Raw genomic sequence first — 14,301 nt, 5'->3', positions numbered from 1 at the left:
GAATGATCAAAGCGCTAAGCCCTAAGCTTTTTCACAATGTCATTCAATGACTTGGACGCCTTTCCAAAAAGCGACACGACCGCGAATTTCTTCAGCCTGCGGTTTGGGATCGGCGTAATACCAAACAGCATCATTATTCAATTCGCCGTTCACCAGCAAAGACAAGTAGCTTGCCTGTCCTTTCCAAGCGCACATAGATTTATGGTTACTGGCGCAAATAAAGCTTTGGTTTAATGACTCAGCGGGAAAGTAGTGATTACCTTCGACCAAAACCGTGTCATCGCTCTGGGCAACAACGGTGTCTTTCCAAATAGCTCTCATAGTAAGTTCTCCTGTATAGGTGGAATGTCCAGCCAGATCAGGCCGAACAATTGATGCAGATCCGTCCACACCGCTGTGGTCTGTAAACCTGCTGATTGTGCAAGCTGTTGCACGCTGGCGAGGGTGAACTTGTGCGAATATTCAGTGTGCAAGGTTTCACCTTGCGCAAATGTATACGCTACGCCGTTCAAGTGAACCACTTGCGCTTTAAGACTGAGCAGATGCATTTCAATGCGTTGCAGGGGAGCGTTGTAAAAAGCGCTGTGCACAAATTGCGTTAGATCAAAATCACACCCGAGTTCTCGGTTGGCACGCACTAATAGGTTCAGGTTAAAAGCTGCTGTCACGCCTTGGGCATCGTTATAGGCTGCATGCAAAATTTCCGGTCCCTTGATGAGGTCGACGCCAAGCAAAAGCGCACCACCGGCCAAGTGCTCCGCGCAATTGCGAAAAAATGCCTCAACTTGCAATGAGGAAAAATTGCCAATGGTGGAGCCAGGGAAAAATGCCACACGTTTACCTGTTTTCGGCAACGATGCAGGCAGTTGCCATGTGCTGGTGTAGTCGGCCAACAGGGCTTGAATGTGCAGGCTCTGATACTCGTGTTGCAAGGCAGAGCAGGCAGCTTTCAGATGCACACCAGAGATATCTATGGGCACATAGCGCAAAGGTTGCTTTGCAGCATTCAACAAAAGTCTGATTTTTTGCAACGAACCTGCGCCAAATTCGATGATGTCAGCATATTCGCCCATGTGATTTGAAATATCAACCGCATGGTTTTGCAAAATGGATAACTCGGTTCGAGTCGGGTAGTACTCTGGCAAGTCGCAGATGCGGTCAAACAAGACCGATCCTGCTTGGTCATAAAAATATTTAGGTGAAATGCTCTTGGGCGTTTGCGAAAGTGCAGTTAGCATGTCCTGCATGAATTGCAGACGTTCAGAATCTGTAGCAGCCATATTACCTAGTTTGAGTTGTCTTTTGCCAGACGCAAGCCACTGAACTGCCAGCGCGTTGCAGCAGGGAAAAAATTGCGGTAAGTGTTGCGACTGTGCTGCGCCGGTGTGGCCAGACTGCTGCCACGCAATACTTGCTGTCCCACCATGAATTTTCCGTTGTACTCACGAACCGCACCGCTGGCTGGCACAAACCCAGGGTAAGGCTCATAAGCAGAGCGCGTCCATTGCCACACCTGTGCGTGCATATCTTTCATGCCTGGGTGCTCGCTAGCGGTCTCCCACTCAAACTCGGTGGGCAGCCGTGCACCGGCCCATTGCGCAAATGCAGAGGCCTCATAAAAACTCAGATTTGCCACTGGCGCTAGCGGGTCAAGCGCTTGCACACCATTCAAGCTAAACAACTGCCAATGGTCGACGGGGGATTGCGGGTCTTCTGGCGTCAACCAATAGAGTGGACATTGCCAGTTGTTTTGCAAAACTTGTGTGCGGCCATCGGACAACCAGAGTTCAGCATTGTCATAGCCTCCGTCTTGAATGAACGCGAGGTACTCGCCGCAGTTGACCAATCGGGTGGCAATCTGAAAGCTCTGAATAAATCGCTGGTGGGCTGGACGTTCGTTGTCAAACGCAAAACCTTCAGTATCAACCGATCTGCCGAATGTTCGCAGGCCTTCATCGAAGGTCAGCCAATGCAACGCTTGACTTTTTGCACTGGCATAAGTGAAACTTGTATCGTAGGCTTGCGGCATCGGATTGCAAGAAAGCAAATGCAAGGCATCGGTCAGTAAAAGTTCTTGGTGTTGTTGTTCATGGTTCAGGCCGAGTTCGATCAAGGTCAATGATTCCTCGTTCAAAGTTTCTAAGTTGCTCAACAGCTTTTGCATAGCGGCATCAACGTATTGTCGAAATGCAAGTACTTGTGGCAACGATGGCCGGGTCAGCAAGCCGCGGTGTAATCTTGGGTGGCGAGGACCCAAGGCTTCGTAATACGAATTAAAAAGATAAGAAAAAGCTGGAGCAAATACCTTGTAGTCTGGCAAAAAAGGTAACAGCACCAAGTTTTCAAAAAACCAGCTGGTATGCGCTAAATGCCATTTGGTTGGGCTGGTGTCTGGCATGGACTGCACACATTGATCCTCGGCGCTCAGCGGCGCAGCAAGATTCAAGGTATGTTGACGCAGATTGATGTAATAGGCTGATAAAGAAGAAGTAGGCATTTTTCTAAATTTTATGCGTCAAAGCGTTTTATTCAATTCACCCTGTTTTTTTCAGGTCTAAAGTAGCATGATGGTAAGTGACCAACTAATGGATTTATCTGCACTGTAGCCTTTCGATCGGTAAATGGTGCTATGGACTACTGATCATCATTGGATATACACCTGCAAAATTAAGGTATCGTAAGGATTGGATTTGGATTCACGACCTGTTCATTCACCAAGGAGTTGCCATGGCGTCTGTATTTACCCCTGCCCAACAAGCTGCTTTTGAGGCAGATGGTTATGTGCTGATCCGCGGTCTATTTGACTCACAAGAGATTTCGCTTATGCGCAGTTCGATTGAACAGGATCCGGATCTGCAAAACAGTTTATACAACCGGAAAGACGCTCAGGGTAAAGCCACCATGATGGCAACTTGGAACCATCCCGGCGATAGCGCTTACGGACTGGCCGCCCGAACTGAACGCATTGTTGACACCATGGAGCAGATGCTCGGCGGTGAGGTTTACCACTACCACTCCAAACTCACAGCCAAAGAGCCCTTGGATGGTGGCGCTTGGGAATGGCACCAAGATTACGGTTATTGGTACCACAACGGCTGTTTGCTGCCCCACATGGCAAGCGTCATGGTGGCGCTAGACAAGGCCAACAAAGAAAACGGTTGTTTGCAGGTCTTACGCGGTTCTCATTTAGCAGGGCGGGTTGATCACGGCATCGTCCCTGGCGAGCAAGTTGGGGCAGACCCCAAACGCGTGGAAGAGATGTTGCGCACCATGACATTGGAATATGCGGAAATGGAACCTGGTGATGGCTTGTTTTTTCATGCGAACGTGATGCACCGCTCGGACCAAAACCGCTCTCCCAATCGTCGCTGGACAGTACTGTTTTGCTATAACGCGGCGAGAAACAACCCGTTCATTGCGCATCACCATCCGTTTTATACGCCACTGGTCAAGGTCAGCGATGACGCTATCAAACAGGCTGGGGTGAAATTCTCTGGTACAGGACAAGACGCTTTCATGAAAACGTTTTCCAATCCTCCAGGGTTGAAACAGCGCTTGACCACGCGAAACTAATGGAAAGATATCAAATGAAAGTAGCGCTATCAGCGTGTTTCTTGTTTGCTTTAATCCCAGCACAGGCTTTAGATGCTTTAACAAAACTCAAGCATGAGGCTAAAGTCACCTGCCAACCTGTTCAGGCATTTTTTTGCGGCAATATGCACGTGTCTTGTGCAGGCAAAACCAATGTGCATACATTTCCTTTCACACTTCAAGTTAGAGGTAAGGAAGTCCAAATGATGACGTCCAATCATTTTGAGACGTTTAGTCAACTCTATTTAGGTAGTCAGATTGAATGGGGTGCTGATGCGTTCTATGGGGTTGTTACACCCGTCGATTCAACCGGATACATCAAGATTTTTCAAAATGGAAACTATGTATTCAGGTACTACCCTTCAAAACAACAAGATGGAATCATGTCTCTTGGTAAATGCGAATAAAGCTAAATGACTTTTAAAAGGATAGCTAAATGAAAAACACTTTAAGGGGGCGTATAGCCTGGGTTACTGGTGGCGGCAGTGGTATCGGTTTAGCGGGTGCGTTGGAGTTGGTTAAAGCAGGTGCTCATGTCGTTATCAGCGGAAGAAATGCATCAACCAACGCCAGTGCACTGGAACAGTTGCAAGCATTGGGCAACGCTGAAGCTATTTTGCTGGATGTTGCTGATAAAAATGCTGTGCAAAGTGTTGCTAAACACATCAAGGCTTCTCATGGCCGTATTGATATCCTCATCAACAGCGCGGGAATGAATGCCACTAAACGAAATCTTGATGTTTTATCGACCGAGTCTTGGGATGAAGTCGTCAACATCAACCTCAATGGCTTGTTTTATTGTGTACACTCGGTCCTTCCGACTATGCGAGCGCATGGTGATGGACTCATCATCAATGTATCGTCTTGGGCTGGGCTTTATTCTTCAAAGTTGACTGGACCAGCATACAACGCAACCAAACGTGCGGTACTGGCCTTGAGTGAGTCCATCAATATGGAAGAGTGCGCTAACGGCATACGCGCCACTTCATTGTTACCTGGCGAAGTTGCAACTCCCATTTTGAACAAACGTCCTGTACCTCCTTCCCAGGAAATACGCGATCGCATGGTGCAAGCAGAAGACATGGGAAAGGCAATTTTGTTTTTAGCCCAAATGCCTGCGCGAACCTGCATCAATGAACTGATTATTTCACCAACTCACAATCGTTTTTACTTAGGTGGACTTGAAACGCCACCAGAAACTAAACCCTAAACTTTTTTATGCCATAGATCTACGAAAAACTCAACCCCATGCCCTATGGTGACGCCCAATACATGGAGGTAGATCTGGCGATTCGGTTACAAAGTATGGGGTATGGGGTTTGGCAGAATTGAATGTCTAGGGAATGAAAAAAAGCCCTTCAAATACTTTTTTGGTTGACTCTTTTTGACAGTTCTTCAGCAGATTCTTTTCGCTCACTGTAGCGGTCTAGCAGGTACGGGGCAATATCGCGTGTCAGCAATGTGAACTTCACCAACTCTTCCATCACATCAACCACCCTGTCGAAATAAGCTGATGGCTTCATTCGGCCATCTTCCTCAAATTCTAAAAATGCTTTGGCAACAGAGCTTTGATTGGGAATGGTCAACATTCGCATCCATCGGCCTAGTATTCGCATTTGGTTCACAGCATTGAAAGACTGCGATCCACCACAGACTTGCATCACCGCCAAAGTTTTACCCTGAGTGGGTCGAACTGCACCTACCGACAAAGGAATCCAATCGATTTGACTTTTCATAATCCCGGTCATGGCACCATGACGTTCAGGTGAACACCACACCATGCCCTGCGACCAAGCTGCCAAGTCACGCAACTCTTTGACTTTTGGGTGCGTATCAGGTGCTGCATCAGGCTGGGGTAGCCCCATGGGGTCAAACACCCTCACCTCTGCACCCATTGTTTCAAGCAAGCGAGCCGCTTCAAGCGTCAACAGTTTGCTGTAAGAGCGCTCACGCAAGGAACCATACAACATCAAAAGTCTTGGCTGATGGCTTGATGCCTGCCTCGGCACCAAAGAATGCTGCTGGGGCAGTTGGAAACAGTATTCATCGAGCTGAGGAAATAGTTCAGAAACCTTTGACACGAAAGTCCTTTAGCTTGATAACGGTGTTACTCAGATTTCCACGCTGAAACCAGCACCATGGCAAGGAGTCCACCCACAATCTGAGATACCACAAAAGCTGGAACGTCTGAGGGTGAAATACCTGCAAATGTATTTGAAAACATCCGCCCAAAGGCAGCTGCTGGGTTCGCAAAAGAAGTACTTGCAGTGAACCAATACGCTGCACCAATATAACAAGCTACCAAAGATGAGGCCTTACATGAAGGGGAACGCAAAATCACGAACAACAATCCGAAAGTGGCCACGGCTTCAGCAAACCATTGCGCAGGACCTGCTCTGACTTTGGTAGACCATTGCAATATTTCTAGAGCAAACATTGCATGTGCGACCCACGCACCCAATGCTGCCCCCATAAGCTGTGCCGTCACATACCAGAACAAATGGTGCTTCGCTAAATCTTTACGCAGCACCAAGACTAAAGAAACCACAGGATTAAAGTGAGCACCGCTGACAGGGCCGAGGGTTTCAATCAAGACATAAAGTGCAAAGACTGTGGCAAGCGTATTGGCCAAAAGTGCAACCGCCATATTGCCCCCAGCCAATTGCTCGGCCATGATGCCCGAGCCAATCACAGCACACAACAAAGCAGCTGTGCCGATCAGCTCTGATAAATACCTTCTCCAGTGAATCATTTTGTAGCAAGATCTCGTGCAGTATTTTCTAAGGCCATCTTGCTCAAGTTTGTCAAAGGAAGACTGATGAAAATATCCAAACGTCTTCTGATTTGATGCATTGTTTGCTTAAAGGCTTCCAATTTTTCGTTATCGCCTCCAACCGCTTCTGACGGATCCGCATAGCCCCAATGTGCCGTGGCCGGTTGGCCAGGCCAATAAGGACACACTTCACCTGCTGCGTTATCGCAAACAGTGATGACCAAATCCATATGTGGTGCATCAGACAAAGCAAAAACATCCCAGCTTTTGCTGCTTAACCCCTGGGTAGAGATTCCAGCTTTTTCTAATGTTGCGATAGCCATAGGGTTTGGCTTTTGATTGTCTTTAGGGCTGCTGCCAGCTGAATAGGCTTTGAATTTGCCTTTGCCCATATGGTTGAGTAATGCCTCGGCCAAAATACTTCGCGCTGAATTGTGGGTACAAAGAAAAAGTACGTTCAAGGGTTTTGCTTCAGTCACTGTTTATTCCTTTCAATTAACAACTCTTACAAATTTCTTCAGTCGTGACTTCGCATTCATCCCCTTGGCAACAGTTTTGGGTTAGATACGCTAGAACAGCATTCATGCGGTCGTACTGCGCCCGATAAATCAGGTTACGCCCACTGCGCTCTTGAGAAATCAGGTCTGCATTCATCAATTCTTTCAAGTGAAATGAAAGGGTGTTGGCAGGCATACCCAACTCTTGGGCCAACAAAGCAGGCGTTAACCCCTCGTGGCCTTTGACCACCAAGGAACGAAAAATCTGCAAACGGTTGGGCTGAGCCAACGCTGCAAGCGCTTTGATCACGTATTTATCTTCCATTATTAAATGATAATGGAAATATGTGACAGTTTGACGTATGCAAAATATTTGCTCCTCCCCTCTACACTGAACAACTTTTGGAGAGCACCACGTGGCCCACATGATCATTGGCGGCAAAGCCGTCCAAGCCCAAAGCGGCAAAACCTTGGAAGTCCGCTCGCCTGTGGATGGGTTGACCTTCGAAGCAATTCCACGCGGTGAAGCTGCGGACATTGACTTGGCTGTCGCTGCGGCCAGGCAAGCGCTGGGCGGCGCCTGGGGCAAGATGTCTGCTTTAGAGCGCGGCCGCTTGATGCTAAAGATGGCTCAACATATTCTGGACCATGCAGAAGAGTTGGCCTTGCTTGAAGCGCGGGACACTGGGAAACCCATGACCACCGCACGCAATGATATGGTGGTGCTGGCACGGTATTTCGAGTTTTACGGTTCTGCTGCTGACAAAATCCATGGTGAAGTCATTCCCTTTTTGAATGGTTACCAAGTCAATTTATTGCGTGAGCCCTTGGGTGTCACCGCCCACATCATTCCTTGGAACTATCCAGCACAAATGATGGGACGCAGCATCGGGCCGGCTCTGGCCATGGGCAATGCGGTGGTGGTTAAACCCGCCGAAGATGCCTGCCTGAGTTGCCTTCGCATTGCCGAACTGGCCTTGGAAGTCGGTTTCCCCCCTGGCGCTTTGAATATCGTCAGCGGTTTGGGCGAAGAAGCCGGTGCAGCCTTGGCCAAACACCCAGATATCAACTTCATCAGCTTCACAGGTTCAAATGAAGTGGGTGTCTTGATCCAACAAGCAGCAGCGCTGAACGCTGTGAAATGTGTGCTTGAACTAGGTGGAAAATCTCCACATCTGGTTTTTTCAGATGCCAATCTCGAACTGGCAGCCAGCACCGTGGTGCGCGGCATTATTCAAAATACCGGACAAACCTGCACCGCTGGTAGCCGATTGCTGGTTCAATCGGATTTTTATGAGGAATTCGTTTCTTTAGTCGCAGAGAAATTCTCCAAAGTGCGAGTGGGAACCCCAGAGATGAATTTAGATTGCGGCCCCGTTGTGAATCTGTCGCAGCAGCAACGTGTGAACAAGTACATCGTAAAAGCCCAACAAGACGGTTTAAAAATGTTGGCCCAAGGCCAAATCGACCCAAGCGTGCCCAGTGGTGGCTATTACGTCACCCCCACCCTGTTTGGTCCAGTTCCTGCCGACCATCCCTTGGCCCATGAAGAAGTTTTCGGACCCGTGTTGGCTGCCATGCCCTTTGTAGACGAGGCCCATGCCATTGCATTGGCAAACGGCACTCAATATGGCTTGCTGGCCGCAGTTTGGACTGAAAATGGTGGTCGTCAACAGCGCTTAGCGAAATCCCTGAAATGTGGCCAAGTGTTCGTGAATTCTTTTGGCGCAGGCGGTGGGGTTGAACTGCCTTTTGGTGGCGTCAAGCGCAGCGGTCATGGCCGCGAAAAAGGATTCATGGCTCTTGAAGAAATGAGCACCACCAAAACAGTCATTCATTTTCACGGTTGAACCCGCACACACAGAAAGATAAACCATGGATCAATTGAAGAACAAAATTGCCATCATCACTGGTGCTGGTGGTGGTTTTGGCGAAGGTATTGCCCAAGCCTATGTGCGCGAAGGCGCAAAGGTCATTGTGGCTGACATTCAAGACGCCGCGGGCAAGCGTGTCGCTGCAAGTTTAGGCGCACAAGCCAGTTCTTTTACTTGCGATGTGAGCAATGCAGCGCAGGTACAAGCCTTGGTGAAGCATTGCATCAACACCTTTGGTATTCCCGACATCATCGTTAACAACGCTGGTACTACGCATAAAAACCGCCCCATGCTGGAAGTGGATGAAGCCACTTTCGACAAAGTTTTCAATGTGAATGTGAAGTCCATCTTTCACATGACCCATGCAGTGTTGCCGCATTTGCGTCAAAAAGGCGGTGGCGTGATTTTGAACATCGGATCGGTGGCAGGCATTCGCCCCCGCCCTGGGTTGACTTGGTACAACGCATCCAAGGGTGCAGTGAACCTGATGTCCAAGTCCATGGCGGTTGAGCTTGGTCCCGAGAAAATCCGCGTCAATGCCATTTGCCCTGTTATGGGTGTGACGGGTTTGTTTGAAGATTTCATGGGCTTGCCCGATACACCCGAAAACCGCGCCAAATTCATGTCCACCATTCCATTGGGGCGCTTCGCCCTTGCAAGTGATGTAGCAGCTGCAGCCGTTTTTTTGGCCAGTGATGCAGCAGAGTTTTTCACAGGTGTTGAGTTTCCAGTCGACGGCGGTCGCACCATCTGAAGGCAAAACACATATAGCCCATGAAAACACCATGAAGACTGCTGCTGTCAAACCGCTAGAACATATCACCGTGGTGTCGCTCGAACATGCCATTGCCGCGCCTTTTTGCACTCGTCAATTGGCTGATTTAGGGGCCAGGGTTATCAAGGTAGAGCGCCCCGACGTGGGTGACTTTGCCCGCAATTACGACCAACGCGCTCGGGGAGCGTCATCGCATTTTGTATGGGTTAATCGTTCGAAAGAAAGTTTGGCCCTGGACTTGAAAAATCCCGAGCACTTGCTTGTCATTAAGAAATTGATTGCTAAAGCCGATGTGCTTGTACAAAACTTGGCACCAGGTGCCACGGCCCGCATGGGTTTAGACGCTAAAAGCTTGCGAGCAATCCACCCACGTTTGATTGTTTGCGATATTTCCGGCTATGGCAACGAGGGGCCTTACCGCGATAAGAAAGCCTATGACTTGCTGATTCAAAGTGAGGCTGGTTATTTGTCGGTGACGGGCACACCAGATACCCCCAGCAAAAGCGGCAACTCGATTGCCGATATTGCCGCCGGTATGTACGCTTACACCAATATTTTGAGTGCCCTAATTCAACGCGACAAAACGGGTCAAGGGGCGCACATAGATATATCTATGCTGGAGTCCTTGGCTGAATGGATGGGTTTCCCCATGTACTACGCCACGGATAACGCCCCTCCACCGCCACGTACTGGTGCATCCCACGCCACCATCTACCCCTATGGCCCTTTTTTGGCAGGAGATGGTGTCAGCGTCATGCTGGGATTGCAAAACGAGAGAGAGTGGGTTCAGTTTTGCGAAACAGTCTTGTCTATGCCAGATTTAGCTACCAATCCCCGCTTCAATAACAACAGCTTGCGTAACCAAAATCGATCTGAACTCGAGGGCATCATCTTGTCGGTATTTGCCAGTCTCGGTGCGTCTCAAGTAATTCAGCGTTTGGATGATGCCGCGATTGCCAACGCCCGAATGAACAATATGGCAGATTTATGGGCGCATCCACAACTGCATGCGAGAAAACGTTGGACCCAAGTGGACTCTCCAGTAGGACCTCTGCCCGCGTTGCTACCTCCTGGATTGCAATCTGGCTTCGAATACACCATGGGACCGATTCCCGGTGTGGGTCAGCACAACGCCAAAATTCTTGAAGAGTTAGGCCTGACGCTTTCATTAAAGTAGCAGCCAAGAGGTATCGTGCACTTTATGACTCCCCATGAACGGAACACACAATGAAGCCTTTTCAGTGGGGTATTGGGTGTGCATCGACTTTATCTTTTAAAGCGATGGCATTTTGCTTGCTTAGTTTTTTATGCATTGGTGTGCATGCAGAACAATCTGCGCTACCCACGAATAAAAATGAACGCATTGCTTTTTTTCGTGATTCTGTAGACAAAATTCTGAATCAACTTGACAAAAAACAAGGGCCAGGAATGGCCGTTTGGGTTGAGGTTGATGGCGAGGTGGTTTACAGCAAGTGGGCAGGTCTTGCACAAAGAGAGATGCGAATTCCCATTGACGACAACACCACATTTGAACTTGCCTCTGCGTCTAAACCATTGACCGCCGCGCTTGTGTTGCAACTGGCAGAAGGTGGTTTACTTCAACTTGATGATGCGGCCATTAAGTGGCTGCCCCAATTACCGCCACTATGGGGAGCGATCACGGTTCGCAATTTATTGAATCAAACTGCCGGCATTCCGGACTATATGAGTCAAATCAATTCAACCAAACTTCTTGGATTAGATGGATTGACCAACAAGCAGTTATTACAACGTTGGGATACGGGTCATCATTTGAACTTTCAACCTGGGACGCAAGTTGAGTACAGCAACAGTAACTATGTTTTATTGGCTGAGATAGCTTCTATTGCCTGTGGAACTGACTTTGGGAAATGTTTACGACAAAGAGTATTCGATCCTTTAGGGATGACCCATACAAGGGTCGAGTCAGAGGCATCAGTTCAAGGTGAAATTTTGGCGCTTAATTACGCCTTAAGTAAAAAAACCAAAGGAATTCTTCTGAGAACCGAAGGTCCTACAGGTATTTACAGTTCACTCAACGACATTGCATTGTGGCTTCAAGCCTACCAAGCAGGAAAGATTGTCAGTAAAGCGGGAGCCACATTGATGACGACGCCTGCTTTAGTGAGCCCTGTATTTGAAAGCGGTGAACGCTATGGTATGGGATGGGTTCTGCCCCCAGAAGACAACAAAATTGGAAGCTATACGCATGCAGGACAAAAAGACGGCTACCGAACACTCATCAGCGCAAACACAACGGATCGTGTGAACTACATCATCCTAAGCAATGGTGGTGACTTTGTTCAACCTATAAGCACAGAGATTAAGTATTGGATACAGGAAATCTTTGAGGCACCACCCTAAAGTTGGGTATTGATAGTCTTCCATTTTTAAGTCAGGTATGTAATTTTTAACCAGGACTCAAGCCATCGACTAAAAGCAGAGTTCCTGACGAATTGTTCTTTCGATGATGAATGATCGACTGATAAGCATCGCTACGGTACCAAGCCTCAGCTTGTTCTCGGCTAGGAAACTCAAGAACGACATTTCGACCGCCTAGACTGTCGCCTTCAATTTGAGTCGCCAAGCCGCCCCGAACTAAATAGCATCCTCCAAAGTCTGAGATGGTTTTAGGAACATGCTTTTGGTATTGAGCATATCCCTCTGGATGAGTGATTTTTATGTTTCCAACAAAGTAAGCTTTGGTCATGGCAACACCTAAATTCAGGAAGCATATAAAAAAACTTAAAAAAGTAAATCCTGAAAACCACCTAAGCAGTTGATAGTCTTCAGGATTTTTATAGTGGTGGGTCGTAGTGGGATCGAACCACTGGCTTCCACCGTGTGAAGACTCCGACAACTTGCCATTTTCCTATTTAAAATCAACAAGTTAGCACGTCACTTCGGGGCCAAAGTAGTATAGTTGTAGTATAGTGATCAACTATAAAGTTTTACTTTTTTATACGATTTTAGAACTTATAAGCCAGCCAGCGTAAAGACTCTTTACGCTTGTGCGTTTTGAAGTCCAACCGAGGCGACGGCAAACGTTCAGCTTGGTCAATGTATATGGAGTTTTTTCTTGCAAAGATGAGCGCTTAAATACCCAGAAGTTTTGCGCACTGGGTGCTCAGGTTGGAGAAGACTACAACTGAGCATAAAATTTAAAAAATCAAAGTTAAAATTCAACATGAAACCCTCCTTGGCTCTTGCAACACATCGCACAGAAATTCGCGAAATCGTCCTGGCGCACAGGGCGCTGAATGCTCGCGTTTTTGGATCTGTCGCCCAGGGCTTGGATACAGAGCTAAGTGATTTAGATATTCTTGTTGACACCACGTCCGAGACCACGCTGTTTGACCTAGGTGCCATTCGCTGCAAGCTTCGCAACTTACTGGGCGTGCCTGTAGATGTGCTCACCCCTGGCGCATTACCAGACAGTTTTCGACAGACTGTGATTTCACAAGCTCAACTTATATGAGCCGTGATCCATTACGTTTAAGGGACTATCTCGGACATATCCTTGAAGCCATCTCACAAATTCAAAATTACTGCGAAGACATTGACGAAGTTTCGTTTCTAACAACTCGATTGATTCAAGATGCTGTGATACGCAACTTTGAGATCATTGGAGAGGCCAGCAAAAACATAGAACGAGTAGCACCTGAATTTGTTGCTGCTCATCCCGAGTTGCCACTAGCATTTGCCTACGATATGCGAAATCTCTTGTCGCATGGTTACTACAAGGTTGATATGGCCGTGGTCTGGAAAACAATTGAAAGAGACTTGCCATACCTACAGCAGCAAGTCACCATAGCTATTCGTAACTTGTGAGTCCGAAAAGTATTTGAAGAGTTGGGTTTTCTGTTGATTTTTTAATAATGAAAAATTTGCTTCCTTGGGAAGCATATAAAAATACTTTAAAAAGTAAATCCGGAAAACCACCTAAACACTTGATAGTCTTGAATATTTTTTATAGTGGTGGGTCGTAGTGGGATCGAACCACTGACTTCCACCGTGTGAAGGTGGCACTCTACCGCTGAGTTAACGACCCAGTTCAAAAAAATATTTTACACCGCAATAGAACGCCACAAGGTTTTACCATTGCTGGCCTTATCAAGATCAGTAAGAACCTGCTCATGTGCGAGCATTTCATCGGCTTCAGGCATAACGATGGAGAGAGGGAAAACAGATAGGTCAATTTTTATACTGTTACCAGAGGCATCCTGAGGCTGACTGTCTCCCATCATCAAAGCATTCTGACCACGCGTCAAGAAAATATAAACGTCAGCCAGTAATTCAGCATCAAGCAAAGCGCCATGAAGTGTGCGGGCAGAATTATTGACACCCAGTCTGTCGCACAAGGCATCTAAAGAATTTCGCTTGCCAGGATAGATTTCCTTGGCCATAGCTAAGGTATCAAGAATTTTTACAACATGATTTCGCAAAGGTAAAGCTTCGCAAGAGGACAGTTCTTTGTCTATAAATCCCACATCAAAAGAAGCGTTATGAATAATTAGTTCAGCATCTCGAATGAACTCTAAAAACTCTTCAACAATCTCAAAAAATTTAGGCTTGTCTAAAAGAAATTCATTGCTGATTCCGTGAACTTTAAGCGCATCTACGTGACTTTCGCGCTCTGGATTCAAGTAATAGTGAAAGGTGCGGCCAGTCAATTTGCGATTGAATAACTCTACACAACCAATCTCTATGATTCGATCTCCAGCCTCGGCGGAAAGCCCAGTTGTTTCGGTATCTAAAACAATTTGACGCATG

At 47.5% G+C, this 14,301-nt stretch carries 18 protein-coding genes and 1 tRNA gene; 9 read left to right on the top strand and 10 right to left on the bottom strand.

All coding sequences use genetic code 11. The features are described from left to right. Positions 1-39: 39 nt before the first annotated feature. Genes AC9UEO_RS06440 through egtB form a run of 3 tightly spaced genes read right to left on the bottom strand, consistent with a single transcriptional unit; the run spans position 40 to position 2,497 of the window. Positions 40-321, bottom strand: a complete 282-nt coding sequence (locus AC9UEO_RS06440) for a DUF427 domain-containing protein (protein ID WP_509531179.1) — start codon at positions 319-321, stop codon at positions 40-42. Then, positions 318-1,280 (bottom strand): L-histidine N(alpha)-methyltransferase, encoded by a 963-nt coding sequence (gene egtD, locus AC9UEO_RS06435; RefSeq protein WP_509531177.1) that lies wholly within the window; start codon positions 1,278-1,280, stop codon positions 318-320. The genes AC9UEO_RS06440 and egtD overlap by 4 nt, the downstream gene beginning before the upstream one ends. A 5-nt stretch (positions 1,281-1,285) precedes the next feature. Beyond that, positions 1,286-2,497: an ergothioneine biosynthesis protein EgtB gene (gene egtB, locus AC9UEO_RS06430; RefSeq protein WP_509531175.1), complete on the bottom strand. Its 1,212-nt coding sequence runs from the start codon at positions 2,495-2,497 to the stop codon at positions 1,286-1,288. Positions 2,498-2,727: 230 nt separating this feature from the next. On the opposite strand from egtB, the gene AC9UEO_RS06425 reads away from it, so the two are divergent. From AC9UEO_RS06425 to AC9UEO_RS06415, 3 genes are read left to right on the top strand one after another with little or no spacing between them, the layout of a single operon-like run. Beyond that, the gene (locus AC9UEO_RS06425; protein WP_509531173.1) at positions 2,728-3,573 is read left to right on the top strand and encodes a phytanoyl-CoA dioxygenase family protein; all 846 of its coding nucleotides are present in this window, start codon (positions 2,728-2,730) and stop codon (positions 3,571-3,573) included. Between the two features lie 14 nt (positions 3,574-3,587). Beyond that, positions 3,588-3,998, top strand: coding sequence for a hypothetical protein (locus tag AC9UEO_RS06420; protein ID WP_509531171.1), 411 nt, complete (start codon positions 3,588-3,590; stop codon positions 3,996-3,998). A 29-nt stretch (positions 3,999-4,027) separates the two neighbouring features. Beyond that, positions 4,028-4,801 carry an SDR family oxidoreductase gene (locus AC9UEO_RS06415; RefSeq protein WP_509531169.1) on the top strand — a complete coding sequence of 258 codons (774 nt, stop codon included), beginning with the start codon at positions 4,028-4,030 and terminating at the stop codon, positions 4,799-4,801. A gap of 148 nt (positions 4,802-4,949) precedes the next feature. Here the strand turns inward: AC9UEO_RS06415 and arsH are convergent, their stop codons facing one another. Genes arsH through AC9UEO_RS06395 form a run of 4 tightly spaced genes read right to left on the bottom strand, consistent with a single transcriptional unit; the run spans position 4,950 to position 7,186 of the window. Continuing rightward, positions 4,950-5,672, bottom strand: a complete 723-nt coding sequence (gene arsH, locus AC9UEO_RS06410; RefSeq protein ID WP_509531167.1) for an arsenical resistance protein ArsH — start codon at positions 5,670-5,672, stop codon at positions 4,950-4,952. Between the two features lie 26 nt (positions 5,673-5,698). Continuing rightward, positions 5,699-6,343, bottom strand: coding sequence for an aquaporin (locus tag AC9UEO_RS06405; protein ID WP_509531165.1), 645 nt, complete (start codon positions 6,341-6,343; stop codon positions 5,699-5,701). Continuing rightward, positions 6,340-6,843 (bottom strand): arsenate reductase ArsC, encoded by a 504-nt coding sequence (locus tag AC9UEO_RS06400; protein WP_509531163.1) that lies wholly within the window; start codon positions 6,841-6,843, stop codon positions 6,340-6,342. Before AC9UEO_RS06400 ends, AC9UEO_RS06405 begins: the two co-directional genes overlap by 4 nt. Positions 6,844-6,859: 16 nt before the next feature. Beyond that, positions 6,860-7,186, bottom strand: coding sequence for an ArsR/SmtB family transcription factor (locus AC9UEO_RS06395; RefSeq protein WP_509531161.1), 327 nt, complete (start codon positions 7,184-7,186; stop codon positions 6,860-6,862). A gap of 91 nt (positions 7,187-7,277) precedes the next feature. On the opposite strand from AC9UEO_RS06395, the gene AC9UEO_RS06390 reads away from it, so the two are divergent. Genes AC9UEO_RS06390 through AC9UEO_RS06375 form a run of 4 tightly spaced genes read left to right on the top strand, consistent with a single transcriptional unit; the run spans position 7,278 to position 11,892 of the window. Then, a complete protein-coding gene (locus tag AC9UEO_RS06390; RefSeq protein WP_509531159.1) occupies positions 7,278-8,711 on the top strand; it encodes an aldehyde dehydrogenase family protein in 1,434 nt (477 codons plus the stop codon). 25 nt (positions 8,712-8,736) lie between these two features. Next, on the top strand, positions 8,737-9,489 hold the full coding sequence (locus AC9UEO_RS06385; RefSeq protein ID WP_509531157.1) for a glucose 1-dehydrogenase: 753 nt from the start codon (positions 8,737-8,739) through the stop codon (positions 9,487-9,489). 31 nt (positions 9,490-9,520) lie between these two features. Further along, the gene (locus AC9UEO_RS06380) at positions 9,521-10,687 is read left to right on the top strand and encodes a CaiB/BaiF CoA transferase family protein (RefSeq protein ID WP_509531155.1); all 1,167 of its coding nucleotides are present in this window, start codon (positions 9,521-9,523) and stop codon (positions 10,685-10,687) included. 50 nt (positions 10,688-10,737) lie between these two features. Continuing rightward, a complete protein-coding gene (locus AC9UEO_RS06375) occupies positions 10,738-11,892 on the top strand; it encodes a serine hydrolase domain-containing protein (RefSeq protein WP_509531153.1) in 1,155 nt (384 codons plus the stop codon). 46 nt (positions 11,893-11,938) lie between these two features. Here AC9UEO_RS06375 and AC9UEO_RS06370 read toward each other — a convergent pair whose 3' ends face one another. Then, on the bottom strand, positions 11,939-12,238 hold the full coding sequence (locus AC9UEO_RS06370; RefSeq protein ID WP_509531148.1) for a DUF1330 domain-containing protein: 300 nt from the start codon (positions 12,236-12,238) through the stop codon (positions 11,939-11,941). 477 nt (positions 12,239-12,715) lie between these two features. On the opposite strand from AC9UEO_RS06370, the gene AC9UEO_RS06365 reads away from it, so the two are divergent. Further along, positions 12,716-13,006, top strand: a complete 291-nt coding sequence (locus tag AC9UEO_RS06365) for a nucleotidyltransferase family protein (protein WP_509531142.1) — start codon at positions 12,716-12,718, stop codon at positions 13,004-13,006. After that, on the top strand, positions 13,003-13,359 hold the full coding sequence (locus AC9UEO_RS06360) for a HepT-like ribonuclease domain-containing protein (protein WP_509531140.1): 357 nt from the start codon (positions 13,003-13,005) through the stop codon (positions 13,357-13,359). The genes AC9UEO_RS06365 and AC9UEO_RS06360 overlap by 4 nt, the downstream gene beginning before the upstream one ends. A gap of 145 nt (positions 13,360-13,504) precedes the next feature. Here the strand turns inward: AC9UEO_RS06360 and AC9UEO_RS06355 are convergent. Continuing rightward, positions 13,505-13,579: transfer RNA gene (locus AC9UEO_RS06355), tRNA-Val, on the bottom strand. Positions 13,580-13,595: 16 nt separating this feature from the next. Continuing rightward, positions 13,596-14,300 (bottom strand): DNA polymerase III subunit epsilon, encoded by a 705-nt coding sequence (dnaQ, locus tag AC9UEO_RS06350; protein ID WP_509531138.1) that lies wholly within the window; start codon positions 14,298-14,300, stop codon positions 13,596-13,598. Position 14,301: the final 1 nt, after the last annotated feature.

It is taken from the genome of Limnohabitans sp., assembly GCF_040401495.1.
In the GTDB taxonomy this organism is placed as follows: Bacteria; Pseudomonadota; Gammaproteobacteria; order Burkholderiales; family Burkholderiaceae_C; genus Limnohabitans.
Note: the sequence above shows the minus strand (reverse complement) of the source record. Positions and strands in the feature narration are given on the sequence as shown.